The 26,835-nt window shown below is 68.5% G+C and carries 27 protein-coding genes; 10 read left to right on the top strand and 17 right to left on the bottom strand.

Annotation, left to right across the window (positions count from 1 at the left end; translation table 11 throughout):
- Positions 1-25 precede the first annotated feature (25 nt).
- Positions 26-667 (top strand): GrpB family protein, encoded by a 642-nt coding sequence (locus tag ABZV58_RS04435; RefSeq protein WP_354998739.1) that lies wholly within the window; start codon positions 26-28, stop codon positions 665-667.
- Here ABZV58_RS04435 and ABZV58_RS04430 read toward each other — a convergent pair.
- Both ABZV58_RS04430 and lpdA read right to left on the bottom strand, forming a co-directional pair.
- Entirely contained in the window at positions 614-1,312 is a 699-nt protein-coding gene (locus ABZV58_RS04430) for a polysaccharide deacetylase family protein (protein ID WP_354998738.1), read from the bottom strand. The genes ABZV58_RS04435 and ABZV58_RS04430 overlap by 54 nt on opposite strands.
- A 66-nt stretch (positions 1,313-1,378) precedes the next feature.
- Positions 1,379-2,779, bottom strand: coding sequence for a dihydrolipoyl dehydrogenase (gene lpdA, locus ABZV58_RS04425; protein WP_354998737.1), 1,401 nt, complete (start codon positions 2,777-2,779; stop codon positions 1,379-1,381).
- Between the two features lie 271 nt (positions 2,780-3,050).
- Between lpdA and ABZV58_RS04420 the strand changes: the two genes are divergently transcribed.
- Positions 3,051-4,100 carry an AraC family transcriptional regulator ligand-binding domain-containing protein gene (locus ABZV58_RS04420; RefSeq protein WP_354998736.1) on the top strand — a complete coding sequence of 350 codons (1,050 nt, stop codon included), beginning with the start codon at positions 3,051-3,053 and terminating at the stop codon, positions 4,098-4,100.
- Between the two features lie 206 nt (positions 4,101-4,306).
- Entirely contained in the window at positions 4,307-5,326 is a 1,020-nt protein-coding gene (locus ABZV58_RS04415; protein WP_354999031.1) for an NADP-dependent oxidoreductase, read from the top strand.
- Between the two features lies 1 nt (position 5,327).
- Here the strand turns inward: ABZV58_RS04415 and ABZV58_RS04410 are convergent, their stop codons facing one another.
- Positions 5,328-6,302, bottom strand: a complete 975-nt coding sequence (locus ABZV58_RS04410) for a membrane dipeptidase (protein WP_354998735.1) — start codon at positions 6,300-6,302, stop codon at positions 5,328-5,330.
- A gap of 156 nt (positions 6,303-6,458) precedes the next feature.
- On the opposite strand from ABZV58_RS04410, the gene ABZV58_RS04405 reads away from it, so the two are divergent.
- Entirely contained in the window at positions 6,459-7,004 is a 546-nt protein-coding gene (locus ABZV58_RS04405; protein WP_354998734.1) for a hypothetical protein, read from the top strand.
- Positions 7,005-7,144: 140 nt separating this feature from the next.
- Positions 7,145-9,181, top strand: coding sequence for a prolyl oligopeptidase family serine peptidase (locus ABZV58_RS04400; protein WP_354998733.1), 2,037 nt, complete (start codon positions 7,145-7,147; stop codon positions 9,179-9,181).
- 3 nt (positions 9,182-9,184) lie between these two features.
- On the opposite strand, the gene ABZV58_RS04395 is transcribed toward ABZV58_RS04400, so the two are convergent.
- Positions 9,185-10,540 carry a wax ester/triacylglycerol synthase family O-acyltransferase gene (locus tag ABZV58_RS04395; RefSeq protein ID WP_354998732.1) on the bottom strand — a complete coding sequence of 452 codons (1,356 nt, stop codon included), beginning with the start codon at positions 10,538-10,540 and terminating at the stop codon, positions 9,185-9,187.
- A 140-nt stretch (positions 10,541-10,680) separates the two neighbouring features.
- Here ABZV58_RS04395 and ABZV58_RS04390 point away from each other — a divergent pair, with 140 nt between their 5' ends.
- Positions 10,681-11,154 (top strand): TetR family transcriptional regulator, encoded by a 474-nt coding sequence (locus tag ABZV58_RS04390; RefSeq protein ID WP_354998731.1) that lies wholly within the window; start codon positions 10,681-10,683, stop codon positions 11,152-11,154.
- A gap of 5 nt (positions 11,155-11,159) precedes the next feature.
- Here the strand turns inward: ABZV58_RS04390 and ABZV58_RS04385 are convergent, their stop codons facing one another.
- The 5 genes from ABZV58_RS04385 to ABZV58_RS04365 all read right to left on the bottom strand — a co-directional run bounded on the left by ABZV58_RS04385 (position 11,160) and on the right by ABZV58_RS04365 (position 15,339).
- Positions 11,160-12,020: an alpha/beta fold hydrolase gene (locus ABZV58_RS04385; protein ID WP_354998730.1), complete on the bottom strand. Its 861-nt coding sequence runs from the start codon at positions 12,018-12,020 to the stop codon at positions 11,160-11,162.
- 72 nt (positions 12,021-12,092) lie between these two features.
- Positions 12,093-12,698 (bottom strand): TetR/AcrR family transcriptional regulator, encoded by a 606-nt coding sequence (locus tag ABZV58_RS04380; protein ID WP_354999030.1) that lies wholly within the window; start codon positions 12,696-12,698, stop codon positions 12,093-12,095.
- Between the two features lie 278 nt (positions 12,699-12,976).
- Positions 12,977-13,771, bottom strand: coding sequence for an HAD-IIA family hydrolase (locus ABZV58_RS04375; protein WP_354998729.1), 795 nt, complete (start codon positions 13,769-13,771; stop codon positions 12,977-12,979).
- Between the two features lie 89 nt (positions 13,772-13,860).
- Positions 13,861-14,736, bottom strand: a complete 876-nt coding sequence (locus ABZV58_RS04370; protein WP_354998728.1) for a DMT family transporter — start codon at positions 14,734-14,736, stop codon at positions 13,861-13,863.
- 141 nt (positions 14,737-14,877) lie between these two features.
- Positions 14,878-15,339: a MarR family transcriptional regulator gene (locus tag ABZV58_RS04365; protein WP_354998727.1), complete on the bottom strand. Its 462-nt coding sequence runs from the start codon at positions 15,337-15,339 to the stop codon at positions 14,878-14,880.
- Between the two features lie 109 nt (positions 15,340-15,448).
- Here ABZV58_RS04365 and ABZV58_RS04360 point away from each other — a divergent pair, with 109 nt between their 5' ends.
- The 3 genes from ABZV58_RS04360 to ABZV58_RS04350 all read left to right on the top strand — a co-directional run bounded on the left by ABZV58_RS04360 (position 15,449) and on the right by ABZV58_RS04350 (position 18,112).
- Positions 15,449-16,423, top strand: coding sequence for a superoxide dismutase (locus tag ABZV58_RS04360; RefSeq protein WP_354998726.1), 975 nt, complete (start codon positions 15,449-15,451; stop codon positions 16,421-16,423).
- Positions 16,424-16,507: 84 nt separating this feature from the next.
- On the top strand, positions 16,508-17,197 hold the full coding sequence (locus ABZV58_RS04355) for a ZIP family metal transporter (RefSeq protein WP_354998725.1): 690 nt from the start codon (positions 16,508-16,510) through the stop codon (positions 17,195-17,197).
- Positions 17,198-17,302: 105 nt separating this feature from the next.
- Positions 17,303-18,112: a DUF6585 family protein gene (locus tag ABZV58_RS04350; RefSeq protein WP_354998724.1), complete on the top strand. Its 810-nt coding sequence runs from the start codon at positions 17,303-17,305 to the stop codon at positions 18,110-18,112.
- Between the two features lie 99 nt (positions 18,113-18,211).
- On the opposite strand, the gene ABZV58_RS04345 is transcribed toward ABZV58_RS04350, so the two are convergent.
- The 3 genes from ABZV58_RS04345 to ABZV58_RS04335 all read right to left on the bottom strand — a co-directional run bounded on the left by ABZV58_RS04345 (position 18,212) and on the right by ABZV58_RS04335 (position 21,084).
- Complete coding sequence (locus ABZV58_RS04345; RefSeq protein WP_354998723.1) at positions 18,212-18,808, bottom strand: Uma2 family endonuclease; 597 nt, start codon at positions 18,806-18,808, stop codon at positions 18,212-18,214.
- A gap of 109 nt (positions 18,809-18,917) precedes the next feature.
- The gene (gene groL, locus ABZV58_RS04340) at positions 18,918-20,543 is read right to left on the bottom strand and encodes a chaperonin GroEL (protein ID WP_354998722.1); all 1,626 of its coding nucleotides are present in this window, start codon (positions 20,541-20,543) and stop codon (positions 18,918-18,920) included.
- 238 nt (positions 20,544-20,781) lie between these two features.
- Positions 20,782-21,084: a hypothetical protein gene (locus tag ABZV58_RS04335; RefSeq protein ID WP_141808449.1), complete on the bottom strand. Its 303-nt coding sequence runs from the start codon at positions 21,082-21,084 to the stop codon at positions 20,782-20,784.
- 144 nt (positions 21,085-21,228) lie between these two features.
- Between ABZV58_RS04335 and ABZV58_RS04330 the strand changes: the two genes are divergently transcribed.
- Positions 21,229-21,903 carry a suppressor of fused domain protein gene (locus tag ABZV58_RS04330; RefSeq protein ID WP_354998721.1) on the top strand — a complete coding sequence of 225 codons (675 nt, stop codon included), beginning with the start codon at positions 21,229-21,231 and terminating at the stop codon, positions 21,901-21,903.
- 245 nt (positions 21,904-22,148) lie between these two features.
- On the opposite strand, the gene ABZV58_RS04325 is transcribed toward ABZV58_RS04330, so the two are convergent.
- The 5 genes from ABZV58_RS04325 to ABZV58_RS04305 all read right to left on the bottom strand — a co-directional run bounded on the left by ABZV58_RS04325 (position 22,149) and on the right by ABZV58_RS04305 (position 26,780).
- Positions 22,149-22,886 carry a Clp protease N-terminal domain-containing protein gene (locus tag ABZV58_RS04325; protein ID WP_354998720.1) on the bottom strand — a complete coding sequence of 246 codons (738 nt, stop codon included), beginning with the start codon at positions 22,884-22,886 and terminating at the stop codon, positions 22,149-22,151.
- A gap of 147 nt (positions 22,887-23,033) precedes the next feature.
- Positions 23,034-24,119 (bottom strand): FAD-dependent oxidoreductase, encoded by a 1,086-nt coding sequence (locus tag ABZV58_RS04320; RefSeq protein ID WP_354998719.1) that lies wholly within the window; start codon positions 24,117-24,119, stop codon positions 23,034-23,036.
- Positions 24,120-24,215: 96 nt separating this feature from the next.
- Positions 24,216-25,097 carry an RNA polymerase sigma-70 factor gene (locus tag ABZV58_RS04315; RefSeq protein ID WP_354998718.1) on the bottom strand — a complete coding sequence of 294 codons (882 nt, stop codon included), beginning with the start codon at positions 25,095-25,097 and terminating at the stop codon, positions 24,216-24,218.
- 67 nt (positions 25,098-25,164) lie between these two features.
- On the bottom strand, positions 25,165-26,067 hold the full coding sequence (locus tag ABZV58_RS04310; protein WP_354999029.1) for a phosphatidylcholine/phosphatidylserine synthase: 903 nt from the start codon (positions 26,065-26,067) through the stop codon (positions 25,165-25,167).
- On the bottom strand, positions 26,067-26,780 hold the full coding sequence (locus tag ABZV58_RS04305) for a phosphatidylserine decarboxylase (RefSeq protein WP_067791146.1): 714 nt from the start codon (positions 26,778-26,780) through the stop codon (positions 26,067-26,069). Before ABZV58_RS04305 ends, ABZV58_RS04310 begins: the two co-directional genes overlap by 1 nt.
- Positions 26,781-26,835: the final 55 nt, after the last annotated feature.

Below are 26,835 nucleotides of genomic sequence, written 5' to 3'. Positions count from 1 at the left end.
CCTCGTCCCCTCGATAGGGTGATGTATGGCCACGTTGGACTCGGACGAGGAGCTCGCCGCCGCCACCGTCGGCAAGCTGACGCCGTACGCCGTCGAGATCGTCATCGAGGACTACAACCCCGAATGGCCCGCCTGGTACGCCGAGGACGAAGCCGCGATACGAGCGGCGCTCGGTCCGCTCGCGTTGCGGATCGAGCACACCGGCTCGACCTCTGTGCCCGGGCTCTCGGCCAAACCGCTGATCGACATCCTGCTGGTCGTCCCAGACGCCGCCGATGAGGTCGCCTACGTTCCGGCCCTCGAAGCCACCGGCTACGCATTACGGATCCGGCAGCCGGACTGGTACCAGCATCGCTGTCTCGTCCGGCGAGTGGAGGACGGCGCGCAGTGGAGCGTGAATTTGCATGTCTTCGACCAGGAATCGGGCGCACCCGAGATCGAACGCATCGTGGCCTTTCGCGACCGGCTCCGCACGCATGACGACGACAGGGAGTACTACGAGCGAGTCAAACGGGAACTGGCCCGGCGTAACTGGAAGTTCGTCCAGCACTACGCGAATGCCAAGAGCGACGTCGTCGAGGAGATCCTCGGCCGAGCGCTTCCCGGTCGTACGTCACCGGGTGAGGAGTTGGGAGATGGGGAGGAAGGTGTAGCCGTCGGCGCGTAGTTCCTCGACTATGCGCGGGATGGCGGCGAGGGAGTCCGGGTTGCTCATGACGTGCAGCAGGATGATCGAACCCGGCCGCACCTGAGCGACGGTTTCGCTGACGATCTCATCGGTGGTGGCGATCTTGCCGGAGTCCGGTTCGACGTCCCACATGACGGTGGTGCGGTCGTGGTCGGCGAGGTATTCGGGCAGCGACCACAGTTTCTTGCCGTAGGGCGGGCGGAAGGTGATGGGTCCGCGATAGCCCGTCTTCGCGATCTCGGCGTCGGTGTCCTCGATTTCGGCGCGTACGGTCTCGTCGGAGACGAACACCATGCGGCGGTGGTTGTAGGTGTGGTTGCCGATCTCGTGACCGGCGGCGGCGATCGCCCTACCGGCCTCGGGCCGGGCCGCGAGATCGCGCCCGTTCAGGTAGAACGTGGCCGGAATGCCCGCGTCCGCAAGAACTTTCAGCACTTCGGGCGCGTTGTCGGAGGGTCCGTCGTCGAGCGTCAGCGCGACCACCTTGTCCGCGGTGTCGACCCGATCGACCAGCCGCCCCGCCACCTGATAGGTGCGCGAGTTCATCAGGAAATAGGTGCCTGCCCCCAGCAGCACGACGAGGACCAGGGCGAGCGCGGTCCCGACCAGCAATCGGCGAAGCATCTTCGCTGTATACCAAAAACAATGGCGCCCGGCCCTTTCGGACCGAACGCCACCGTTTCGCGCGGCTCAGAAGTTGATCATGTGGCCCGCGAGACCGTGGATGGCCTCCTGCAGCGCCTCGCTGAGCGTCGGGTGGGTGTGCACGTTGCGCGCGAGCTCGTTGACCGTGAGGTCCCACTTCTGGGCCAGGGTCAGCTCGGGCAGCAGCTCCGAGACGTCGGGTCCGATCAGGTGGCCGCCGATCAGCTCGCCGTACTTGTTGTCGGAGATCAGCTTCACGAAACCGGTCGCGTCGCCGAGGCCGTGCGCCTTGCCGTTGGCGGTGAACGGGAAGGTCGCGACCTTCACGTCGTAGCCCTCGGCGCGCGCCTGCTCCTCGGTGAGACCGAAGCTGGCCACCTGCGGCTGGCAGAAGGTGGCGCGCGGCATCATGCGGTAGTCACCGAGGGTGACGGTCTCCGCGCCGCCGATGGTCTCGGCCGCGACCACGCCCTGCGCCTCCGCGACGTGCGCGAGCTGCAGCTTGCCGGTGACGTCACCGATGGCGTAGATGTGCGGCACGTTGGTGCGCATGTAGTCGTCGATGGCGATGGCGCCGCGTTCGATCTGCACGCCGGTGTTCTCCAGGCCGTAGCCCTCCACCCGCGGCGCGAAGCCGACGGCCTGCAGCACCTTGTCGACGGTGACGGTCTCCACCGCGCCGGACTTGTTGTCCTTGATCGAGACGGTGACCTTGGACCCGTCGTCGTCGATGGACTGCACGGCCGCACCGGTGGTGATGGTGATGCCGAGCTTCTTGTACGCCTTGGTGATCTCTTTGGAGACGTCGGCGTCCTCGTTGGGCAGCGCGCGGTCCAGGAACTCCACGATGCGCACGTCGACGCCGTAGTTCTTCAGGACGTAGCCGAACTCCATGCCGATCGCGCCCGCGCCGACGATGAGGACCGAACCGGGCAGATCCCGGGTCATGATCTGCTCTTCGTAGGTCACCACGTTGGCGCTCAGCTGGGTGCCGGGCAGCAGCTTGGTGACGGTGCCCGTCGCGATGATCACGTTGTCGAACGTGACCGTCTCGGTGCCGCCCTTGGACAGCTCGACCGACAGCGTGTTCGCGTCGACGAAGGTGCCCTTGCCGTCGAACTCGTCGATCTTGTTCTTCTTCATCAGGAAGTGGACGCCCTTGACCCGGCCGTCCGCCACCTTGCGGCTGCGGTCGAACGCCGCGCCGAAGTCGAAGCTCGCCTCACCGGTGATGCCGAAGGTCTTGGCCTCTTTGGTGAAAATGTGCGCGAGTTCGGCATTGCGCAGCAACGCCTTCGACGGGATGCAGCCCACGTTCAGGCACACACCGCCCCAGTATTTCTGCTCGACGATCGCTGTTCGCAGGCCGAGTTGAGCGGCGCGGATCGCGGCGACATAACCGCCGGGACCAGCGCCGAGAACGACGACATCGTAGTGGGAAGTCACGCCACCGAGCCTAACTCCGTTGCCGGGAGTTCACCCACCGTGGTCCCGGTTCGGTGAGATGCGGGGCACACGCGACATCGTCGGGACCGGACGAGCGCCGCCACGGCCGCGCCGACCTGGGCGGAAGCGGCCTCACCCGCGCCGCCGGACGCAGATGTTCGCGCATGGCCGAGCGGATGCGGAGGTATGCGCTATCCACGCAGGCGGACGCAGTCCGACCGAAGCCCGCGCACGGCCGGAGCCAATGCGGAGATACGCCTACCCTGGCGTCGTGACGAACGGCGGATCGAACGGTGACGACGGGGTCCGGCCGCTCGATCCGATCGACGGCACCACCTCGACGCATCTCGTCCGCCTGGTCCGTGATGTCGTTCGGCTATCGGACGTCGACCCGGCGCGGCTGGCCCGCATTCCCGCGATCGACGACGCCGCGCTGGCCGGTGAGCTCAACCGGATTCCGCTGCGCTCGCTGGTCGACCTGTGGGAATTGCTCGCGCGGGCGAGGCCGGAGCCGGGAGCCGGTCTGGCCGTGGCGCGGGCCGCCCCGCTCGGAACCCTGACCACCTGGGACTATCTCGTCACCACCGGTCCGACGCTGGCCGACGCGCTGCGGGCGGCCCAGCCCTATCACCGGGTGGTGACCGCCGCCGCCGAAGGCTTCGAGCTGGACCACCCCGGCGAACTCACCGTCGGCTACCGCACCACCGCGGGCGATCCCGACGTCGCCGCGGTGGTCAACGAGTACGTGCTGGCCTACTACCTGCGGCGCGCCCGCGAGGCGACCGGCCGACGCGTCGTTCCCGCCCGACTCACCTTCAGTCACGCCGCCCCGGCCACCCACGAGGTGTTGACCACCGCCTTCGGCACCGACCGCATCGAATTCGACGCACCCGCCGACACCATCACCTTCACCGCCGCCGACGCCGCCGCACCGCTCCCCCGCGCCGACCCGATGCTCGCCGACCTACTGCGCAGCCACGCCGACCTGGTGCTCGCCACGGCCAAGCCGGTCTCCAGCCCCCTCGAAGTGTTCCGCACCGCCCTGGACGCCGCCCTCGACCAGGGCGAACCTTCCCTCGCCTCGGTGGCCCACCGCCTGGCCGTGAGCCCGCGCACCTTGCAACGCCAACTCGCCGAGCACGACACCGGATGGCGGCGCGAGGTCGACCTGGCCCGCTACGAACGCGCGAAAAGGCTTCTCGACCAAGGACTCACCACCGCGACCGTCGCCGACCGCCTCGGCTTCGCCGACGACCGGGCGTTGCGCAAGGCCTTCCGGCGCTGGACAGGCAGCTCCCCTTCGGCCCGTCGACACTCCTGACGCCGCCCAACTACCGGCGACGCGCACCGAGCAGTAGGGGGTTGCCGCTTCAGCCGACGGGCGTACCGGGCGGTGGCGTGTTCGGACCGGTTGGTGGCGGCGCAGGACCTGGGAAGCCGTCCGAGGCGCTCATAGCGTGATCGGTGCCGGATGGAACAGTCCGGATCGTTCTCCGAGGAAGTGCGAAACAGATGACTGCACAGGCAATTTCGACCACCACATTGCCGGTCACGACGAGGGAGATTCACTTGGCGGCCCGGCCCGAGGGTGCGCCGACCCCGGCGAACTTCGAGCTGGTGACCCGGCCGATGCCGGAACTCGCCGAAGGGCAGATCCTGGTGCGAAACACCTGGATGTCGGTCGACCCGTACATGCGCGGGCGGATGGACGACCGCCCGTCCTATATCGCACCGTTCGAGGTCGGCGCGGCGTTGGAGGGGTCTGCGGTCGGCGAGGTGATCGCCTCGCGGTCGGAGCGGATTCCAGTGGGCGCCACGGTGACCCACTTCGCGGGGTGGCGGGAACACTCGATCCTCGACGACGCACTCGCGACACCGATCGATACGTCGGCGGCCGAGCCCGAGCACTTCCTCGGCGCGCTCGGCACCACCGGGCTCACCGCGTACGCCGCGCTCACCGACGTGGCGCCGGTCCGGCCCGGCGACACCGTCTTCGTCTCGGCGGCGGCGGGCGCGGTGGGTAGCGTCGCCGGTCAGATCGCCAAGGCGCTGGGGGCGGGCCGGGTCATCGGCTCGGCGGGTGGCCCGGCGAAAACCGCTCTGCTACTGGAGGAGTTCGGTTTCGACGCCGCGATCGACTACCGCGCGGGCGACCTGGAAGGGCAGCTCGCCGCGGCCGCGCCGGAGGGCGTCGACGTCTATCTGGACAGCGTCGGCGGCGAGCACCTGCGCGTCGCGGTGGCTGCCATGCGGCCGAACGGCCGGGTCGCGCTGGTCGGCGCGATCAGCGGATACAACGGCGCGACCGGCGAGCAAGGCCCCGACCTGTATCTCGCTGCCACCAAGGAGATTTCGCTGCGCGGCATGCTGGTGAGCAGCTACTTCCCGGTCTTCGGTGAGTACATCGCCAAGGCCGCCGCTTGGCTGGCCGACGGCACCCTGCGCACCAGGCAGACCGTGTACGAAGGCTTGGAGCAGGCGCCCGCCGCGTTCCTCGGCGTGCTGTCGGGCGCGAACACCGGCAAGATGCTCGTGCGCCTCGGCTGAATCAGTTTCGCCAGACCTGCTCGGCGACCCTGCGGAAGTTCTCGCCGAACACCGCGGCGCGCTCGTCTTCGGTGAACCCGCGCGCGGCCAGCTCGGCGTCCAGTCCGGGGCCGACGCCGATCCCGAGCAGGTCCTCAGGCGGAACCCATTGCAAAGGACCCCATTTGGTGTACGAATCGGAAAAGGCGCCTGGGTTGGCGAACAGCTCGGCGTTGAAATCCTCGCCGTCGAAGGAGTAGTCCGAGCCGATGCCGATGTGCTCCACACCGACGAGTTCGACGCCGTACTGGATGTGATCGGCCATGGCCGCGACGCGCCGGGCCCGATCGTCGGGTTCGTTGCGGCCCAAGAAGATGCCGACGCCGTTGACACCGATGACACCGCCGGTCTCGGCGCACGCCCTGGCCTGCTCGTCGGTGATATTGCGCGGGTGATCCCACAGTGCGGCGAAATTGGCGTGGCTGTAGATCATCGGCACGGCGGTGCGCGCGGCGAGGTCGAGCCCGGTGCGCCGCGAGCAGTGCGCGCCGTCGACGAACACGCCGACCTCGTTGAGTTTGCGCACCAAATCCTTTCCGTAGGGAGTGAGTCCGGTGTCCTCGGTATCGAGGCAGCCGCAGCCCGCCGCGTTGGCGTGGTTGTAGGTCGGCAGCAGCGAGCGCACGCCGAGTTCGTGGAACACCTCGACGTTGTCCAGATCGCCGCCGAGCGGCTCCGAGTCCTCCAGATCGAAGGCGAGCGCGATGCGTTCCGGATCGCCGAGGTCCTCGAGACCGACAACCAGGCGAAACCGTCCGTCCGCCAGCGCATCCCGACGAAACTGCCGCACCAGCGCAAGCGAATCGGCGGTGCTCTGCCTGGAGTAACCGACGTTCACCGACAGGTAGGAGCCCAGCGGGTACCTGGCCAGCTCCGTGATGTCGGCGGTGGGCAGCAGCGGCAGACAGCAGTGCTGTTCCCACAGGAAGGCGGCCAAGGTCGGACTCCTGTCGTTCGGTACGGAATTTCGATCTTAATGAGCGCGGGCAGCGACGAATTCGAGACGCATCCGCGACACAACGGTGCCTAACGAATTGTCGGATCAGACCGATTTTCCGTGTGCTTCATCCCAACTGCCCCAAGGCGGTGCGACGTGCGTCGCTTCCTCGTCCTGATTTCCGCGCTTGCCGCCGGAATCGCACTCTTGATCATTCCCAACTCCGCCCACGCGACCCCCTCCTATTGCGGCTTGGTCTGGGGCTCGCTCGAGAAGACCGAGCCGAACCATTCGTCCGCGCCTGTCACGAACGTGCGCTCCGGTCGCCACCAGTGTTTCGACCGACTCGTGATCGACGTCGCCGGTCCGGTCACCGGCTACCGGGCGACCTACGTCGATTCGGTGAGCATGGACGCCTCCGGCGCGCCCGTGCCGCTGCGCGGCGGCGCGTTCCTGAGCGTGACGGTGCACGCTCCGGCCTACGACAACGCGGGCGATCTCACCTACGCCCCGGCCGATCGCGGCGAACTGGCGAGAGTCGCCGGCTATCGAACCTTCCGACAGGTCGCCTGGGCGGGCTCGTTCGAAGGTCAGACCACCTTGGGCGTCGGCGTGCGCGCGCGGCTGCCGTTCCGGGTGTTCACGCTGGACGGCCCCGGCGGCGGATCGCGAGTCGTACTCGACGTCGCACACTTCTGGTAACCGCGCACGCAGGGAGGACGCCGCTCAGCAACAATAGTTGACATGAGGGAACGCAGTGACCGAATCATGTGCCAGCGCGCCTCGCGCATGCCGGAGCCGAGCGCCAGCGAGGCGGAGGCATGAGCGGCGTCGAGCAGAGAATGAACGATCCCTACCTGTGGTTGGAAGAGGTGACCGGCGATCGGCCACTGGAGTGGGCGCGCGCCCACAACGAGGTCGTCGGGGAGCGCTTCGCCTCGACCGAGCGGTTCACCGAGCTGGAACGCCGCATCCTCGACATGCTCGACACCGACACCAAGATCGCCTACCCGGGTCGGCGCGGGCGCTGGCTGTACAACTTCTGGCGCGACGCCGAGCACCCGCGCGGCCTGTGGCGGCGCACCACGTTCGCCGAGTACGCCAAGGAATCGCCGGACTGGGACGTGCTGATCGACCTGGACGCGCTGGCCGCCGTCGAAGGCGAGAACTGGGTGTGGGGCGGCGCCGCGGTGCTGCGGCCGGAACAGTCGCGCGCGCTCGTCAGCCTGTCCCGCGGCGGCGCCGACGCCAAGGTTGTTCGCGAATTCGACATCGAGCGAAAAGAATTCATCGAACAGTCGGACGGCGGTTACTTCCTGCCCGAGGCGAAATCGGAGATCCGCTGGATCGACGTCGACTCGGTGTACGTCGGGACCGATTTCGGACCGGGTTCGCTGACCGAATCCGGATACCCGCGCATCGCAAAGCGCTGGCGGCGCGGAACCGAACTCGCCGACGCCGAAACGGTTTTCGAGGGATCCGAGGAGGATGTCGCGGTCTCGGCGGGCTACGACCGCACCCCCGGCTACGAACGTCATTTCGTCGGCCGCGCCACCGATTTCTTCAACGAAGAGGTCTACCTCATCGAAGACGACGGCACGCTGCGCCACATCGACGTGCCGACCGACGCCAGCGAATCCTGGTACAAGGACTGGCTGCTGGTCCGCTTGAAGTCGCCGTGGGAGGTGGGCGGCGTGACCTACCCGGCAGGTGCGCTGCTGGCCACCGACTTCGAGAGCTTCCTCTCCGGCGCAAGAGATTTCGAGGCGCTGTTCACACCCGACGCGCACACCTCGCTACACGGCTACGGCTGGACCGAGAACCACCTGCTGCTCATCACCCTCCAGGACGTGCAGACCAAGCTGCACGTGCTCACCCCCGGCCCCGGCGGGTGGGCCGTCGAGCCGCTGGCCGACACGCCCCCGATGGCGACGACTAGCGTCATGAACCTGGACCCGCTGGAGGGCGGCGACGAGTTCATGCTCACCACAAGCGGTTTCACCACCCCCGCCACGCTGCTGGCCAGTGCGGTCGGCGGCAGCACCGAGCAGCTCAAGCAGGAACCCGCGTTCTTCGACGCCGACGGCGTGGAGACCGAGCAGTTCTTCGCCCGGTCCGACGACGGAACGATGGTGCCGTACTTCGTGATTCGGCACCGCGACCGCAAAGACGAGCCGGGCCCGACGGTCATGTCCGGCTACGGCGGTTTCGAGGTGTCCCGTACGCCCGCCTACAGCGGCGCGTCCGGTATGGGCTGGCTGGAGCGCGGCGGCACCTGGGTGATGACCAACATCCGCGGCGGCGGTGAGTACGGCCCGGAGTGGCACACCTCCGTGCAGAAGGCCAACCGCCACAAGGTGTACGAGGATTTCGCCGCCATCGCGAGGGATCTCGTCGACCGGGGCATCACCACCCCGCGGCAGCTCGGCGCGGTGGGCGGCAGCAACGGCGGTCTGCTGATGGGCGTGATGCTCACCAGGTACCCGGAGCTGTTCGGCGCCATCGTCTGCCAGGTCCCGCTGCTCGACATGAAGCGCTACCACCTGCTGCTGGCCGGCGCGTCGTGGATGGCGGAGTACGGCGACCCGGACAAGCCGGAGGAGTGGGAGTACATCGGCAAGTACTCGCCGTACCAGAACGCGCGCGCCGACGCCGACTACCCGCCCATCCTGCTCACCACCTCCACCCGCGACGACCGCGTCCATCCCGGGCACGCGCGCAAGATGGCGGCGCTGCTGGAGGAGCAGGGCCACACGTTCTGGTACCACGAGAACATCGAGGGCGGGCACGGCGGCGCCGCGGACAACAAGCAGATGGCGTTCCAGGCCGCGCTCATCTACGAGTTCTTCACCCAAATGCTCATGGAGAAGGGCGAATAGGACTCACGCGGTGGCGTGCTCGAGCTCGGCGAGCCCTGTCTCCAGGTGCCGGAGAATCCGCTGGAGGTGGGGCACGCTGCGGCGGCAGCCGACCACGCCGAAATCGAGGTTGCCCGCGTTGGACGTCACGGTGATGTTGAGCGCCTGGCCGTCCAGAACGATCGACATCGGGTAGTTGCCGTCCAGCCGCGCGCCGTTCCAGTACATCGGTTCCCGCGGCCCCGGCACGTTCGAGATGACGATGTTGAACGGCGGGCGCGTCACCGAGACGAAGCCGGGAACGGTGGACAGGCCGAGCGGCGCGATCATCAACGCCGACACCGCGAGTGCCTGCGTCTTGGGCATCTGCGCGAACAACCGCTTGCCCTCGCTCATGGACTCGCTGATCGTCCGCAGGCGCTCGGCCGGGTCGGGCAGATGAGTGCCCAGGTTGCACAGGATGGTGCCGACGCTGTTGCCGCTCTCCTCGTCCGCGTCGTCGTGGCGCAGCGACACCGGGACCATCGCGATGAGCGACCGATCCGGCAGCGCGTCGTGCTCGAGCAGATAGCAGCGCAGCGCCGCCGAGCACATCGCGAGCACCACGTCGTTGACCGTGACGTCGGCCGCCGCCTTCACCGCCCTGATCCGCGCCAGCGGCCAGGACTGCGCGGCGCAGCGCCGCGCTCCCCCGATCCGCACGTTGAACATCGAGTCCGGCGCGTCGAACGGGAGGGCGAGCCGGTGTTCGGCGAGCGCCTGCTTGGCCAGCGCCAGGGTCGACGGTGCGATGCCGCCGATACCGCGCAGCGCGCTCACCGCGCGCCCGGCCAGCGACGGACCACCGCCGCGTCGGCCCGCGCCGGAGGAACTCCACGGCACCTGGACGTCGGTCGCGTTCGGGTCGGTGCTCAGCGTGCGCTGGAGCAACAGCTGCGCCGAGACGCCGTCGATCAGCGCGTGGTGCACCTTGGTGTAGACCGCGAGCCGACCGTCGTCGAGACCCTCGATCAAACGCTGCTCCCACAGCGGGCGGTGCCGGTCGAGCAGACTGCTGTGCAGCCGGGAAGTCAGGTCGAGCAGTTCCCGCACCCGGCCCGGTGAGGGGAGCGCGGAGCGGCGCAGGTGATAGTCCAGGTCGACCTCGTCGTCGTAGGACCAGGTGAGGCTGGAGATGCCGCCGAGCACGGTGCCCGGACGTTTGCGGAACAGGCGCTTGCGCACCGGCATCGCGAGCATCTGTTCGTGGATGGTCCTGGCGAAATCGGGACCCGCGTCGTCCGGCGGCTGGAACAGCTGGAGCGAACCGACGTGCATCGGATGCTCCCGCGACTCGTTCACCAGGAAGATCGCGTCGGGTGGAGATATCAACTCGACCATGTGCCCGTCCCTTGCCGAACCCGAGTCGAAGAAATGTACCGCTTTCGTCCTCCGCCCTCGGCCGGATTCGGTCGCACCGTTGCGTGTTCGCGGTCATCGCGCGGCAAATGTCTACGCCGTAGATGTGATCTACATCGTAGATGGGAACGGTCGACGTCTACCATGACCCGCATGCCCGCCATGTCCTCACCGGCTATCCCGGTGCGTCGGTCCCCGGCGTGCATCGTCTCGCGGCAGGTTTCGCGGCGGCTGGTCGCCGGATGACGCCGCGCAAGAGCACACCGCCCACCCGCACCGCGCTGAACCGCGACTACATCGCGGCGGTCGCGCTGACGGTCATCGATGAGACCGGGCTCGACGGGTTCTCCATGCGCAAACTCGGCGTCGCGCTCGGCGCCGACCCGATGGCGGCGTACCGGCATTTCACGGATCAGCAGGATCTGTTCGACGGGATCGCGGCGGCCATGTTCGCCGAGCTGGAGATGGAAACCCTACCGTGGCAGGAGGATTGGCGCGACCTGCTGCGCGCGTACGCCCGCAGGCTGCGGTCGACATCGCGCAGGCATCCGAACGCGGTGCCGGTCTTCGCCACCCGGCCGGTGCGCAGCCGCTGAGGCGATCAGCGGTCGCGCAGCCACTTCTCGATGCGGTCGACGGTCGAATTCGGATCCGGGATCCAGCCGTTGTGCCCCAACCGTTCCGGCTGATGCCAGGTGGTCAGCTCGGCGGCGGGCATCTTGCCGAGCAGATGTTCGGCCGAGCCGCGCGGGGTGAGCTCGTCGCCCGCGATGGTGATCGACAGGACCGGCAGCTTCAGCCGGGCGATGCGCTCATCGTAGTCGATATCGGCGCCGACCGGCACGAACCTGCCGGTGCGCGCCAGCCGCGCCCAGTCGGAGATGAGCACCTTCGACTGCGGTCCGAAGCCGCCGACGGTGATCCGGTCGCCGGGCCAGAAACCCGCGAGGCTCGCGGTCAACGAGGCGGCGGCGGTGCCGAACAGCATGCCGGGACTGAACAATCCACGATAGCCGCGGTAGTACGGCGTGCCCGAGGCGACGAGGATCAGCCCGCCGAGCCTGCCGCGGACCCGCGCCGCGTACATGGCGGCGAGCTGACCGCCCATGCTGTGCCCGAGCAGGTACGGCGTGCTCGCCGGAAACCGGTCGCGCACCACTTGCAACATGGCGGGGAAGTCCACCGAGACCAGCTCGTGGTAGCCGTAGGTGCTGGTCGGGCTCGGCCGCGGGCGGCTGTCGCCGTTGCCGCGCAATTCGCCGATGGCGGCGTCGAATCCGCGCGCGGCGAATTGCTGGGCGACCAGTTCGTAGTACGCGCCCGGCACGCCGAGCCCGGGCACGATCACCACGACGGGGCGCGGCGCGTCGGGCGTCACCGGATGTCGGTGCTGACCCTCGGCCGGAATCAACCGCACCGGAATGGTGCTGCCGTCCGGCACCTGGATCGGAACTGTCTCCATGCTGCGCACGCTACCGCGCGGCGTCACGTACCGCCGCGTCGGCAGCCGACCACCCGGTCTGCTAGGCAGGGCCTATGCGCCGACCGCGCCCATGATCACCCGGCTCAGCACGCGGATCACGTCGTCCAGCGGCGGGCGCGGATCCGAGCCGCTCCACGAATCCACCACGTAGTTGACCGCGCCGATGATCGCCAGCACCCGCATTTCGTAGTCACCCGGCGGGATTTCGCCGTGCATGGCCGCGTCCTCCGCGGCGCTCGCCAGTAGCGAGCCCCACACGCGGCGTAGCTCCAGGCGGAATTTCTCCACCTTCGGCCCGGCGCCCACCACCTCGACGAGCGCGACGCGTGCCTTGCGCGGATCGGCGCCGATGGACTCGACGTAGGCGCGCACCGCGGCGTCGATGAGCTCCAGCGCGGACGCGTCGGTCTTCTTGTCGAGCGCGACGGTCACCGCTTCGCGCGACTCCTTGTCGATTTGCTCGTAGAGCTCGAGTAGGAGTGACTCGCGCCCGGTGAACTCCTCGTAGAACTGTCGTGAGGAGAGCCCGGCGTCTTTACAGATGGCGCCCACCGAACTATTGGCGTATCCGTCGCGCGCAAAGACCGTCAGGCCCGATTCCAGAAAACGCGCACGCCGCTGGCGTTGCCGGTCCTCTACGGGTTGCCCGGCATACATTCGTCCCGTATTCGCATCCTGTGACATTGGGGCAGACAATACCGAAGGGCCCGATCCCCTCGTCATGGATCGGGCCCTTCGTCTCAACCTTCGACCGACCGCGCGTTAGCCGAAAGTTGGCAGCCTGGTAGCTAGATCAAACATTCCTCCGATCCGACCATCGCAACTCCATTGTCACTGGCTGTTTGCCGACACGGACGATACCGAGCAATCCGCCGCGCCGGAAGGCTTTTGGAGGAATTTCGTAGAACTTTTTTCGAACGGACCGGTCCCAATCTTCACCCGGCGACGCCGCTGGTCGACAGCAGTTCCGGCAATGCGGCCACGGAGTCGATCACGTGGTCCGGCGCGAGGTCCGAGGCGGCGAGCACGCCGGGCCGGAACTTTCCGGTGCGGACGAGCACACCCGTCATGCCGACCGCTTGCGCGGCCAGCACATCCGAATGCAGGTCGTCGCCGACCATCACGATCTCGGCGGGCTCCAGACCCATGAGCTGCGCGCAGGTGCGAAACCCCGTCGGTGCGGGTTTGCCGATCACTTCGATCTCCGCGTTGCCCGCCGCCGAGAGACCAGGGAGATACGCGCCCGCGTCGATACGCAGGCCGTCGTCGGTGGCCCAGGTGAGGCCGCCCTGCATCGCGACGACCGGCACGCCGTCCAGCATCAGCTCGACCACCCTGCTGAGCGCGCGGTGCGTGAATTCCGTTCCCGCGCCGCCGATCACGACAACGTCGGGATCTTTCTCGACCAGTTCCAGTCCGGCGAGATCCGCTTCGATGTCGCCGTGATTCAACACCCAGACGCGGGCATCCGAATAGCGGCGCCGCAGGAATTCGGCGGTCAGCCTGGCCGCCGTGACGATTTCCGCCGTATTGATCTCGAATCCGGCCGACTTCAACCGACTGCCGATCTCGGCGCAGGTACGCGATGTGGTGTTGGTGAGAAATGCTCGGCGCAAACCCTTTTCGCGCAATTCACGCACGGCGTCGCGCGCTCCCTCGATTGCGCGCCAGGAGGTAACCAGTACGCCGTCGATGTCGTAGAGCACGCCTTCGATCTCGCCGCGTGACATGAATTCAGCCTACGGCTGGAGTGGGTGGTATACCCGCGGAACGGGCGGACGGGGTGCTGACGGCGGGACGACCGACACCTGAACTCGAGTCAGCGGATCGGGGCGGGGTCTGGGACGGGTTCGATTGCGGCGGAGCGGGACAGGGCGAGGGTGGCGGTGATCATCGCGGCCAGGGCGAGGGCCAGCAGGACGACCTGGGGGCCGTCGACGTCGAAGTACTCGTTCAGCAGCAGGATGCCGAGGGCCGCGGCGACGACGGGTTCGGTCACCGTTGCGGCGGGCAGCGAAGCTTGCAGTGCCCCTGCCTGATAGGAGTCCTGCTGGAGGACCACCGCGGCGCCACCCACCACGACGAGGGCGTAGGTCTCCGCGGACCCGAACACCGCGGCGGGCCCTTCGCCGACCAACGCGACCAGACCTTTGGTCAGCACCGCCGCGACGCCGAACAGCGCGCCCGCCGCGATGCCGAGCAACAGCGCCCGCCGCCCGCCCGGACGTCGTCGCGCACCGAGCAGACAAGCCGCGAGAAGCGGTAGCCCGATCGCGGCCGTGAGCGCCCAATGCCAGCCTGCCGCATGCTGTTTCCCTTGCCGTGGATCGCCGACGACCAGTAGCACCACGATGGCGACGCTGAGCACCAAAGCCCACAACCATTCCGAGCGCCGAATCACGCGCCCGGCGAGCGTCGCCGCCAGCGGCAACGCGAACAGCAGCGAACTCACCAGAAGCGACTGCACCAGAAGCACCGATCCGCGACCGAGCGCCATCGCCTGGAAAACGTAACCGCCCGCGCCGACCGCCGTCCCGAGCCACCACAGCGGCCGACGCACCAGGCTGCCGATCGCGCCGAGACGCCCGAGATCCCCGTCCGGCACCCGCGCCGCCTCCCGCTGCCGCGACACCGCGCTGAACGCGATGCACAGCGCGGCGACCAGCGCGAATCCGATCGCATGCAGGTGCGCCATCACCGCAGACTACCGACGTCGGGCGCGGCGCCGGGCCGTTCGCACGTCGCTCTTTGCTGCACCGCGGACGGAAGCGAGCGTCGACGAGCAGCACCCCACTATCGGCCCGCCGACACCGGTAGGTCGGCATCGTCACGACGACTACTTCGGCGCGGGCGCGTCCTCGGGGCGGGCCGCGTCGAAGGCGTCGGCGCAGCGGGTCAGCAAATCGATGAGGGTGTCGCGTTCGGCGGCGGTGAACGCGGCGGCCACCGAACGCTCGACCCGGATCGCGCGGGCATCGGCGTCCTTCATCACCGACTCGCCCAGCTCGGTGAGGCGGGTCTCCAGGACGTTCTTGTGCCAGGCGTGCGGGGTTCGCTCGATGAGACCGCGCTCCTGCAGGTTGCCGAGCACGGTGTTCATGGTCGGCGGGGTGACGCCGCAGAGTCGCGCCAAGGCCGCCGCCGAGATGCCTGGGTTCTCGGCGAGGAACAGCAGCGCGGAGTACTGGGCGACGGTGACCCCCGCGGGCTTCAGTGCGGCGTTCTTCGCCGTGGCCAGGGCCTGCTCCGCGCGCTTGACATAGGAGCCGATGCGTTCGGAGGCGGGCATAGGGGTCATGCCTGGCATGGTATCCGCTCGTCACATCGTTCGAGTCTTGACGGATATTAGAACTCTAATCTACGTTCGTTGACGTTCTTCAATATGGATACATTCGAAAGGTTCTGGCATGTCCCGCACGCGCACCCTTCCGATCGCCCTCCTCGCGCTCGCCGCGCTGACGGCCTGCGGCTCGCCCGACGAAGCACCGCGGGTGACCACCGCCTACGAATTGCCAGGCGAGCGCGCCTATCCCGAGGGCATCGCACTGGACGCCCGCACCGGCGACACCTACGTCGGCTCCTACAGCACCGGCGCGATCTACCGCGCCACGGCCGACGCCGAGCGGGCCGAGGTGTTCCTGCCCGAGGGCGCCGACGGGCGAAAAACCGCGAACGGATTGAAGGTCGACGGGTCGGGCCGCCTGTGGGTGACCGACTCGACCGCGGGAGTCGCCGTGTACGACACCGGCTCTCGCGCACTGATCGCCCGCTTCGACGTGCCCGGCGCCGAACCGCGCTTCGTCAACGACGTCGTCCTCACGCCGGACGGCACCGCCTACCTCACCGACAGCGTGCGCGCCGTGGTCTACCGGGTGACTCCCGAGCAGGCGCGCGCAGTCGCCGCGCAGGGCGGACGCGGCGAGCTGACACCACGATTCGAGCTCGGCGGCGTCATCGAACCGCGCGAACCAGGGGGTTTCAGCCTCAACGGCCTGGTCGCGGACCCGTCCGGGCGGTACCTGCTGGTGGTCGACATGGTCGGCGGCGACCTCTATCGCGTCGACCTCACCGCCGACGCGCCGATCCGGAAAGTCGAATTGCACGGCGGCGATATGACCAACGGCGACGGCCTCGAGCTGCGCGGCGACACGCTGTGGGCGGTCCACAACACCACCAACACGATCTCGCGCTGGACGCTGACCGAGGACGGTGCGTCCGCGCGGCTCGACGAACGCCTCACCGACGAGACATTGAGCATTCCAACCACTTTGGTGCGCGACGGCGAGCGCACGCTGGTGGTCGCCTCGCAGTTCGACAAGGGCGGGCCGATGGGTCCCGGCACGCCGAGCGCCTTCCGCGTCGTCTCGGTCGCCGGCATCTGAGCGAGTTGCCTTGTCCGGGCGCTCGACTGGCTCGGACGGCGCAGGCGCGAAGCCGAAGCGGCGATTTCGCTTATGGTGAGGCGCATGCTGAAGGCACTGCTCTACGGTCTCGGCACCGCGGTACCGCTGCTGATCGGCGCGGCCATCGGGCTGCGCTGGTCGCTGCCGAGGCCGCTGCTCGCGTCGCTGATGGCGTTCGGCGCGGGCACCATGATCGCGGCGGTGTCCTCGGAACTGTTCGAACCGGCCTTTCACCAGGCGGGCGCGGTGATCGCCGGGGCGGCGCTGTTCGCGGGCGCCGGGGTCTACGTGGTCGCCAACCATCTGATCGAGACGAAATTGGGCGCGGCGGCCATCGGTTGGGCGCTGATGCTCGGCACCATCCTGGACGGCGTGCCGGAGAACACCGCGCTCGGCGTCTCACTGACCTCGGGCGGCGGGCTGGTGCTGCTGGTCGCGGTGGCCGTCGGCAACGTGCCAGAAGCCATCGGCGGCGCGGCGCTCATGCGCAGCCAGCACGGATTCGAACAGGCTCGGGCGTTCGGGCTGTGGGCGGCGACCGGCGCGGTTCTCGTGCTCGTCACGGTGCTGGGAAACAGTCTCTCGGACAATCTCTCCGACACCCATATCAGCACCGTGCAGGCTTTCGCGGGCGGTGCGACCATCGCGGTTTTGGCCGATTCGCTCATGCCGGAGGCCTATCGGGAGGGCGGCTGGTGGGTCGGAATGGCCACGGCGGCAGGTTTTCTGGTCGCCTTCGTGCTGGCGGGGTGAATACGCGATGACACCGGCGCGCCAATTCACCAGGGGTTGCGGTAGCGATATTCGGTCCGGTGGAATACGCTTCGCGCGGATGAAAACCGCCTCATGGAGGGACTATTGACCACTCCGAGCATGCCGGAGGACGGTGAAGGCGGAACCGGCGTCCGGCGCGCCATACCGTTGTCGCAGCTGATACACCTGATGGCCGAGTACGAAAAGCTCGGCACACACCGCCAAACATTTCTCCCCGCACCGGTGAGCGACACCTTCGTGCGCGGGTGCGGGATCGTCGCGGGCGGACTCGCGGCCGTCGGTGTGATTTGCGCTGCGGTCGGATCCTTCGCGGGTGGGGTCGCGGTCGGCGTCGTCGCACTGCTGCCCGCCACGCTGGCCTCGGTGCGCGGCCGGCAGAACCAGCAGAACCGCTCGGCGCGGCTCGATCTGTTCGACCACGGCATGACCGTGTACCGATCCGGTGAGCAGATCGCCGGATTCCGCTGGGACACCGCCGAAGTGCGCCAGCAGGTCATCCCGTTCCAGAACACCTCGCGCGTCGAGTATTCGCTGGAGATGAGCGGACCCAACGGCGCGCACGCGGCTTTCGACGACACCGAGTTCGCCGACGCGCGCGAATGGGGCAGGGCGATCCAGTCCGCCGTCACCGGCACCCAACTGCCGCGCGCGGTCCTCAAAATCGATAACGGCGAAACCGTCCACTTCGGCGATATCGGCCTCGATTTGGTCGCCCTGAGCTTCCGCAATCAGGTCTATCCCTGGGACCGCATCCAGCTCATCGATGCCCGCAGCGGACTGGTCCGCATCAAAGTCGACGGCACCTGGATCTCCCTCACCCCCGTCGCCGCCATCCCCAACTTCTACATCTTCAACGAACTAGCCGAACGCCTCCGCCTCCCCGCCACCACCTGAAAGGCGCTGCCCGGGGTGCCCTCGGCTTACGTACCGTCGGGTGCCGTCCGGCCAGTGCCCTCGGACGTCCGGACGAACCGACAGCGCCCAACGGCGGTCCTAGACGTCGAGCGCGCTGAACTCGACCTTCAGGGGATACGGTTCGTTCAGGACGAGCACCTCTTGGTGTGGCTCCGCGCGGCGGTAGGCCGCGCTCGCCCAGTCGAGGCGGTATTCCTGGATGATCTTTACCCGCAGTTCGTCGTCGAGATGCACGACCAAGTAGACGGGTATGCCCTCGGCCGCGTATTCGGCGCGCTTGTCGACGGTGTCGACGTACTCGGAGCCCGGTGAGACCACCTCGACGACCAGCAGCACACTGTCGGTGCTCAGCTTGCGGCCCCGCTCGATGCGTCGGTGAACCACGACATCAGGCCTACGGAACGAGAACCCGGGCGTATGCGGCCGAATTCTTTGGTAGTGCATCTCGAAATCGGTGACGACGCGAATGCACGGCTCCTGCGGACGGGCCGCTTCGAACGCATTGGCCAGCCTGCGGGCCACTATGTTGTGTTCGGAACTTCCACTGCGGCAGAGAATCACTCGTCCGTCGATGACTTCGATCTGCTTCTGCACCTCGTCGGGCAGCGCGTCATAGCCGTCCTCGGTGATGAGCAGCATCTCCGGATCGTTCGCCCAGGCGGGCAATGTGGTCATGGAGTCCCCTCGCTCTCGAGCAGGCGGCACCGCAGATCTTATGCGGAAGGCCGGTCCACCCGAGGGTGGACCGGCCTTCGTGACTAGCGGGAACTCGCTGATCCGGGGATCAGAAGTCCATGCCGCCCATGCCACCGGTCGGGTCGCCGGCGGGAGCGGCGGCCTTCTCCGGCTTGTCGGCGACGACGGCCTCGGTGGTCAGGAACAGGGCCGCGATGGAGGCCGCGTTCTGCAGGGCCGAGCGGGTGACCTTGACCGGGTCGGCGACGCCGGCGGCCAGCAGGTCCTCGTACTCGCCGGAGTCGGCGTTCAGGCCGGAACCCGCGGGCAGGTTCGAGACCTTCTCGGCGACCACGCCGGGCTCGAGGCCGGCGTTGAAGGCGATCTGCTTCAGCGGAGCCGACAGCGCGACGCGCACGATGTTCGCGCCGGTGGCCTCGTCACCGGTGAGGTTCAGCGCGTCCAGCGCCGGAGCCGACTGCAGCAGGGCCACGCCACCACCGGCGACGATGCCCTCTTCGACGGCAGCCTTCGCGTTGCGGACGGCGTCCTCGATGCGGTGCTTGCGCTCCTTGAGTTCCACCTCGGTGGCCGCGCCCGCCTTGATCACCGCGACACCGCCGGCCAGCTTGGCCAGACGCTCCTGCAGCTTCTCACGGTCGTAGTCCGAGTCGGAGTTCTCGATCTCGGTGCGGATCTGCGCCACGCGGCCCTGGATGGCCTCCGCGTCGCCCGCGCCCTCGACGATGGTGGTCTCGTCCTTGGTGACGACGACCTTGCGCGCCTGGCCGAGCAGCTCGACACCGGCGGTCTCCAGCGAGAGGCCGACCTCTTCGCTGATGACCTCGCCACCGGTCAGGATGGCGATGTCGGCGAGCTGGGCCTTGCGGCGGTCACCGAAGCCCGGGGCCTTGACGGCGACGGACTTGAAGGTGCCGCGGATCTTGTTGACCACCAGGGTCGACAGGGCCTCGCCCTCGACGTCCTCGGCGATGATCAGCAGCGGCTTGCCGGCCTGGATGACCTTCTCCAGCAGCGGCAGCAGGTCCTTGACGGTCGAGACCTTCGAGCCGACCAGCAGGATGTACGGGTCCTCGAGGACCGCTTCCTGACGCTCCGGGTCGGTCACGAAGTAACCGGAGATGTAGCCCTTGTCGAAGCGCATACCCTCGGTCAGCTCCAGCTGGAGGCCGAAGGTGTTGCTCTCCTCGACGGTGATGACGCCTTCCTTGCCGACCTTGTCCATGGCCTCGGCGATCAGCTCACCGATGGACGCGTCGCCCGCCGAGATACCGGCGGTGGCAGCGATCTGCTCCTTGGTCTCGACCTCCTTGGCGGTGTCGAGCAGCTTGGCGGTGACGGCCTCGACGGCCTTCTCGATGCCGCGCTTCAGACCCAGCGGGTTCGCGCCGGCCGCGACGTTGCGCAGGCCCTCGCGCACCAGCGCCTGAGCCAGGACGGTGGCGGTGGTGGTGCCGTCGCCCGCGACGTCGTCGGTCTTCTTGGCGACTTCCTTGACCAGCTCGGCGCCGATCTTCTCGTACGGGTCCTCCAGCTCGATCTCCTTGGCGATGGAAACACCATCGTTGGTGATCGTGGGGGCGCCCCACTTCTTCTCGAGGACGACGTTGCGACCCTTGGGGCCCAGCGTCACCTTGACCGCGTCGGCGAGGCTGTTCAAACCACGCTCGAGGCCGCGGCGAGCCTCTTCGTCGTACGCAATTGTCTTGGCCATGGCGTTGTTGAGATCCTCCATGTATATGGCTGACACACAGGACGACCGCTGGTTGGATCGCCCCAGTTACGCTGGCCAGGTTCGGTGCCCGCGACGGACGACCGGGGGTGTCGATGAAACCCGGTCTCACCGTCCCGACCCTGGCACTCACAGGTCGAGAGTGCCAAAGCCATTTCTAGCACTCGAGGGTGCCGAGTGCAAGGTCCGAGCCTTCCCGGTGCGCTCCGCGGTCCGCGTCTCAGTGCCGGTCGTCGATGCGCAGGAACAGCGCGACAAGCGCGTCGGTGCGACGATCCTCCGGTGTCCTGGGTTCCTCGTTGTCCACGGTGACGAGCTCGGCGTCGTGCAGCAGCAGTTCGGCCTCGATGCGCATGACGGCCCGAATGAACGGTGGCGCCACTTCGGGCGGAAGATCACCGTTCACGATGTACTCGCCGTCGGGTCCGGATTCCGTCGACACATAGGACAGAGCGCGCAACAAGTCGGCGCGGCGTTCGCCCGCGACTAGGTCGGAATCCGTATCAGTCGATTCATCCGCCATCGCTATAGCTTAGCGGTCGGCGGTGACACACCCCGGTAGAGCAAGCGACCAGCACATCGCACCCCGGCCTCGTCACCGGCAATCGGTGGCTGGGGGCGGAGTCTGCGGGAATTTCCTTCTGCGCCGACCCCCTAAAGTGACCGGGTGAGTGTTGGACCCGGCCGGGATGCGATCGATGGCGCCCTGGCACAGCTGTACGGCGAGCTACAACCGGTGCACTGGACGGTCGGGCACCCCTGGTCACTGGGCGGGCCGGACCCGCTGGAGGGGGTCAGCGCGTACCCGCGCACCGATCCGGTCCCGCATTGGCACTACGTCGGGTACGGCATGAGCGAGCTCGGCACGAAGGAATGGGACGATCCGGACGTCTCCGGGTGGGGGTTCGAGTTCACCTTCCGGCTGGCGGGCGATCCCGCCGAGGCGCAGGCGCCGATCTGGCCCGCGCACTTCTTGCAGAACCTCGCCAGGTACGTCTTCCAATCGGGCAAGTGGTTCGAGCCCGGCCACACCATCAAGGCCAACGGTTCCCTCGCCGCGGACCGGCCGGATTCGGCGATCCAAGCCGTCGGCTTCGTCGCCGATCCGGAGCTCGGCACCATCGCGACCCCCAACGGCCGGGTCGCCTTCCTTCAGATCGTGGGTCTGACGATGACCGAGTACCAGGCCGCGCTGGGCGGGAAGCTGCTCGCGCTGCTGGACGGTCTCGCACCGCGGTTACCGCTGTTCGTCACCGACATCGACCGGCAATCGCTGATCGCCGCCCCCAAACCGCAGGCGCAGTGGCCGCGGTGGGGCGGCGGGTTGCGCGGGCGGGCGTAGGTCCCGCGGACGGGTGGCCCGCTCCCGTGCGGCGCTGTCGCGCATGGGCGGGCATAGGTCCCGACCACGGCGGGCCGCCGCGCGGACGACGCGGCGGCGGCGCACACGAGCGGCAGACGCGTACCGAAATGCTCTCAGCGACAGAATCATTCGATCCGCACACGGACCGCGCTTCGGCACGACCGTGCGGAGCGCCACGGCGACGAGGGCGGCGAGCACGATTCGGACGCCGGGACGCCCCGGCTTCACGGCTTCTGCGCGGCGATCACCGAAAGCAGTTCCACCAGGTGCGCTTCGGTTTTCGCCTTGTCCATGCCGAGGTCGGTCAGCAGGCCGGCGCCGTTCTCCTGTTCGAGGATGGCGAGCAGGATGTGCTCGGTGCCGATGTAGTTGTGCCCCAGGCGAAGTGCCTCGCGGAAGGTCAGCTCGAGCGCCTTCTTGGCCTCGGAATCGAAGGGCACCAGACCGGTGGGCGCCTCGTCGCCGGATTCGGCGGGCGGCAGCGCGGCGGTCGCGGCGGCGTGCACCTCCTCCAGGTCGAGTTTCGCCGTCAGCATCTCTTTGGCGGCAAGGCCTTCCGGCTCGCTCAGCAGCCCGAGCACCAGATGAGGCAGCCCGATGAGCTTGTTGCCCGCGGTGAGCGCGGCCTGCTGGGAGGCCATCACCGCCGCGCGGGCGCGGGGGGTGAACTTGGCGAATCCCGCGTTCGGATCCATCGCGGCCGCGTCGGCCGGATCGCCGGGCCCCTTCGCGACGAACCGCTTCTGCGCGGCCTGCTTGGTGACGCCCATGCTGGCGCCGATGTCGGTCCAGGACGCGCCGGAGCGGCGAGCCTGGTCCACGAAGTGGCCGATCAGGTGATCGGCCACTTCGCCGAGGTGACCGGCGGCGATGACCGCGTCGGAAAGCTGTTCGAGCACGTTGTCCGGCCGAGCCTTCTTTATGGCGGAGATGAGGTCGTCGAGACGAATCGAAGAAGTCATGCGTCAACCATAGGTTGACGATACTTCTGCGTCAACCATTAGTTGACGATCTTGGTCCGGCTTCTACTGCTACTCGCCCCGCCTCGCCGCCTGGTCGGGCAGCACGCGATCACAGGCCGCGCCGTCGCAAATCCGGCTCAGCGGCCGCTACCGCAACCCAGCGGCGGCCGCCGCGCCGCGCACGATGAGCTCCTTCACCCCCGCCCCGAGCCGACCGCGCAGCACGGTCCGAGCCGGTGTGTCGTCGGCGTGCACGAACTGGACGACCGCGTCCCGCCGCCCCAGGCTGATGCACTGCAAGACGTAACGGAACCGCAGGTCACGCGGGTCCCGCCCGCGCATCCGCGCCGCGACCACGTCGGCCGCGTACTTGCCGGTCGGCAGCGCCGTCGCGCAGGCCATCCGCAGCGACCGTCCGCCGGGGCCGGCGACCACCGCGCTGTCGCCCGCGGCGTAGATGTCCGGATGCGAGAGCGAGCGCAGCGACTCGTCCGTCAGCACCCGGCCCGCACCGTCCACTTCGAGACCGGCGCGGGCGGCGAGATCGGGCACGCCGAACCCGGTGGTCCAGACCGTGGTGTCGGCGGCGACGAATTCACCGTTCACCAGCCGGACCCCGTCCGCGGTCACCTCGACCACCTTCGCGTCCGTGCGGATCTCGACACCCAAGCGCTCCAACACCTTCCGGATGTGCGCGACCGCAGTCGCCGAGAGCCAAGCGCCGGGCTCGTCGGGACTGAGCAGCAGCACGCGCGAATCCGGCTGGGACTCGGCGAGTTCCGCGGCCAGCTCGATGCCGGTGGCGCCCGCGCCGACGACGGCGACGGTTCCCTTCGCGGTCCATGCCGAATCCTCCGGCGTGGCAACGGTCTTGGCGAACTCCGCCGCGCCGGGGACGCCGACGGGATCGGCGAGACTGCCCAACGCGTAGATCAGGATGTCGTAGTCGGCGGCGGCACCGCGATCCAGCTCGATCCGCTTGCCGACCGTGTCGATGCCCGTAGCCCGCGCCCGGACGAATCGAATGCCCTTGCGCTCCAGGAGTTCCGCCAAGTCCCAGCGACGTACCCGCTGCCCGGCGACCTGCTGATGCAACCGCACCCGCTCCACGAACTCGGCGCGCGCGTCGACAACCGTGACCCGCGCGTCACCGGCGGCCGCGGCCAGCCGCTTGGCCGCGGCAAGACCCGCGTACCCGGCTCCCAGAACGACGATGTGCTGATTCCCGGTCATGATGGTGGCTCCTCTCGTAGGCCGACACCACTCAGACCGGATAGGCCCCCGTTTCCTGACAGTCCGCGGCATGAGCCGCGTCACACCGGAGAACGGCTACGCCCGAACGGCGGCGAGGTAGGCCAGCTTGTCCGGATTGACGACGAGGTACAACTCGCCGACGAGTTCGCCGTCGAGCTCGAAACCGACCATCAGCATGGGATTTCCGGCGACCCGCACGACCACCGCCAGTGCGCCGTTGACCTCTTCGATCCCGATCTCCATGCCGGGGACCGCCCAGCGGAACAGACCGGCGAGGTAGCGCGCGACCCGGTCGGCGCCGTGCACCGGCCGCCGCGCGGCGTTGATCCGGCCGCCGCCGTCCGCCGTGGCGGTGACGTCGGCGGCGAGCATCCGGCCTAGCTCATCGATCTCGCCGGAACGCGCCGCGTCCAGGAAACGCTGGATCAGCGCTCGCGCGTGGGCGGGTTCGATCGCGAATCGGGTCCGGCCGTCGCGGACGCGCTGACCGGCCCTGCGGTAGGTCTGCTGGGAAGCCGACTCGGTGAGGTCGAGCATGTCGGCGATCTCGCGGTGCGCGTACCCGAACGCCTCGCGCAGCACGAAGACCGCGCGCTCCACGGGATTCAGCCGTTCCAGCGCGGTGAGCAGCGCCAGCGAGACCAACTCGCGTTCCTCGACGGTCTCCAGCGGACCCAGTTCGCCGTCCGCGGTGGGCACGGGCTCGGGCAGCCACGGGCCGACGTAGGTCTCGCGCCGCGCCCGCGCCGAAACCAGCCAGGTGCGGCAGAGATTCACGACGGCGGTGGTGAGCCAGGCCTCCGCGGAGCGGATGGTGGCCCGGTCGGTGCCGTCCCAGCGCAGGAAGGTCTCCTGCACCGCGTCCTCGGCCTCGGTCGCCGAGCCGAGCATGCGGTAGGCGAGCGCGAACAACCGCGGGCGATGCGCCTGGAATTCGCGCAGTCCGTCGGGTTCCACGCCTCACCTTCCTCCGCGCTCGCCGCTCGCGTCGCCGTCAGTCTTCGGCCAGCGCGCGGTGCCTGTGTCAGCGCAGAACGTCGTCGGCCTGTTCCCGGCGTCCGCCGGGCCTGCGCAGCCGAAGCCGCGCGGTCGAACCGCGGAAACCGGAGGGGATCGCCGGACGACGCCGTTGCGCCCGGCGCTGCGCCCGGCGTTCGGCGGGCTTGTGCTGCCAGGTCTCCGGCCGCGCGGCCACCCAGCGCTGCGAGTGCCAGGCGAACGGGATGTGGCCCAGGTACAGCGCGACGAGGATCAGCAGCAGCACGATCGGGTAGGTCACCAGCAGGGCCGCCGCCACCGCGACGAGCACGAGCAGCCCGGCCGCCGCCTGCGGCGCCACCGACACCGACTTCATCGCCAGCGTCGGAATCGTGCTGACGCACAACGCCGCCGCGAACACCGTCCAGGCCGCGACCTCGTAGAAGCCGACCCACCAGCCGTCACCGAACTGCACGTACAGCCCGATCGGCACGAGCGCGATCAGCGCGCCCGCCGGAGCGGGCACGCCGACGAAATACTCACGCGACCAATCGGGCCTGGTGTCGTCGTCCATCAGCGTGTTGAACCTGGCGAGGCGCAGCACGATGCTCACCGCGAACAGCAGCGCGACGATCCAGCCCGCGCTGTTCTGGTCGAGCAGCGCGATGTACAGCACGAGCGCGGGCGCGACGCCGAAAGAGATCGCGTCGGACAGCGAATCGAGCTCCGCGCCCATCTTGGTGGTGGCGTCGAGCATCCTGGCCAAGCGGCCGTCGAGGGTGTCGAGCACCGCTGCGGCGCCGACCATGGCCAGCGCGATATCGAGCTCGCCGTCCAGCGCGAACTTCACCGCGGACAGACCCGAGGCCAGCGCCAGGATGGTCACGATGCTCGGAAGCAGCCGGACGCTGCGGCGCCTGCGCCGTTGGGTGGGCACAGCCGCTTCCATCATGACAACACGGCCAGAACGGTCTCGCCGCCGATGGTGCGCTGCCCCGGCTGCACCAGCAGCTCGGTGCCCGCGGGGAAGTAGGTGTCGACCCGGGAGCCGAAGCGAATCAAACCGTAGGTGTCACCGATGGTGAGCACGTCGCCGACCTGCGCGTCGCACACGATGCGCCGGGCAAGCAGACCGGCGATCTGGACCACGACGAGCTGCTTGCCCGCCGGGGTCTCGAGCAGCATGCTGTTGCGCTCGTTGACCGAGCTGGCTTCGGGCAGATCGGCCGAGCGGAACTGACCCGCCTGGTGGTGCACTGCGCGGACAGTGCCGGAGACCGGCGTGCGCTGCACGTGCACGTCCAGCACGGAGAGGAAGATGCTCACCCGGGGCAGCGGCTGATCGCCGAGCCCGAGCTCCGCGGGCGGCGCGGCCGTGTCGACCAAGGCGATCTCGCCGTCGGCGGGGGCGACCACAGCGCCCGCCCGGTTCGGCGGGACACGCTTCGGGTGCCGGAAGAAGGTGGCGCAGGCCGCCGCGGCGACCAGACCCGTCCGGCGCACCCATTTGCGCTTGCCGCCCACCACCGCGACCGCGAGCGGCGCGGCGACGAAGGGCAGACCCGCGGGATGCAGCGGGGGAATGGCGGCCCTGACCAAGTCGACGACGTGGCCGACTCCGGTGGTTTCGGGCGTGCCGGGCGGGGTGGGACGGCGTGCCACAGGCTCCTCTTTCGTGCTGGATGCATTCGGTTGCGCCCTTCAACGATAGGTCGGG

The organism is Nocardia sp. NPDC004654 (assembly GCF_040609595.1).
GTDB lineage: Bacteria > Actinomycetota > Actinomycetes > Mycobacteriales > Mycobacteriaceae > Nocardia.
The sequence above is the reverse complement of the archived record's forward strand: the minus strand, read 5'-3'. Positions and strand labels throughout refer to the sequence as shown.

Bases quoted from the DNA above. Each gene is read 5' to 3' on its own strand.
- ABZV58_RS04345 (WP_354998723.1), bottom strand. From the start codon at position 18,808: ATGACCACATTGCCCGCCTGGGCGAACGATCCGGAGATGCTGCTCATC.
- ABZV58_RS04320 (WP_354998719.1), bottom strand. From the start codon at position 24,119: ATGACCGGGAATCAGCACATCGTCGTTCTGGGAGCCGGGTACGCGGGT.
- ABZV58_RS04435 (WP_354998739.1), top strand. From the start codon at position 26: ATGGCCACGTTGGACTCGGACGAGGAGCTCGCCGCCGCCACCGTCGGC.
- ABZV58_RS04390 (WP_354998731.1), top strand. From the start codon at position 10,681: ATGGGAACGGTCGACGTCTACCATGACCCGCATGCCCGCCATGTCCTC.
- groL (WP_354998722.1), bottom strand. From the start codon at position 20,543: ATGGCCAAGACAATTGCGTACGACGAAGAGGCTCGCCGCGGCCTCGAG.
- ABZV58_RS04310 (WP_354999029.1), bottom strand. From the start codon at position 26,067: ATGGAAGCGGCTGTGCCCACCCAACGGCGCAGGCGCCGCAGCGTCCGG.
- ABZV58_RS04335 (WP_141808449.1), bottom strand. From the start codon at position 21,084: ATGGCGGATGAATCGACTGATACGGATTCCGACCTAGTCGCGGGCGAA.
- ABZV58_RS04385 (WP_354998730.1), bottom strand. From the start codon at position 12,020: ATGGAGACAGTTCCGATCCAGGTGCCGGACGGCAGCACCATTCCGGTG.
- ABZV58_RS04355 (WP_354998725.1), top strand. From the start codon at position 16,508: ATGCTGAAGGCACTGCTCTACGGTCTCGGCACCGCGGTACCGCTGCTG.
- ABZV58_RS04365 (WP_354998727.1), bottom strand. From the start codon at position 15,339: ATGACCCCTATGCCCGCCTCCGAACGCATCGGCTCCTATGTCAAGCGC.
- ABZV58_RS04325 (WP_354998720.1), bottom strand. From the start codon at position 22,886: ATGACTTCTTCGATTCGTCTCGACGACCTCATCTCCGCCATAAAGAAG.
- ABZV58_RS04430 (WP_354998738.1), bottom strand. From the start codon at position 1,312: ATGCTTCGCCGATTGCTGGTCGGGACCGCGCTCGCCCTGGTCCTCGTC.
- ABZV58_RS04400 (WP_354998733.1), top strand. From the start codon at position 7,145: ATGAACGATCCCTACCTGTGGTTGGAAGAGGTGACCGGCGATCGGCCA.
- ABZV58_RS04370 (WP_354998728.1), bottom strand. From the start codon at position 14,736: ATGGCGCACCTGCATGCGATCGGATTCGCGCTGGTCGCCGCGCTGTGC.
- ABZV58_RS04380 (WP_354999030.1), bottom strand. From the start codon at position 12,698: ATGTATGCCGGGCAACCCGTAGAGGACCGGCAACGCCAGCGGCGTGCG.
- ABZV58_RS04360 (WP_354998726.1), top strand. From the start codon at position 15,449: ATGTCCCGCACGCGCACCCTTCCGATCGCCCTCCTCGCGCTCGCCGCG.
- ABZV58_RS04395 (WP_354998732.1), bottom strand. From the start codon at position 10,540: ATGGTCGAGTTGATATCTCCACCCGACGCGATCTTCCTGGTGAACGAG.
- ABZV58_RS04375 (WP_354998729.1), bottom strand. From the start codon at position 13,771: ATGTCACGCGGCGAGATCGAAGGCGTGCTCTACGACATCGACGGCGTA.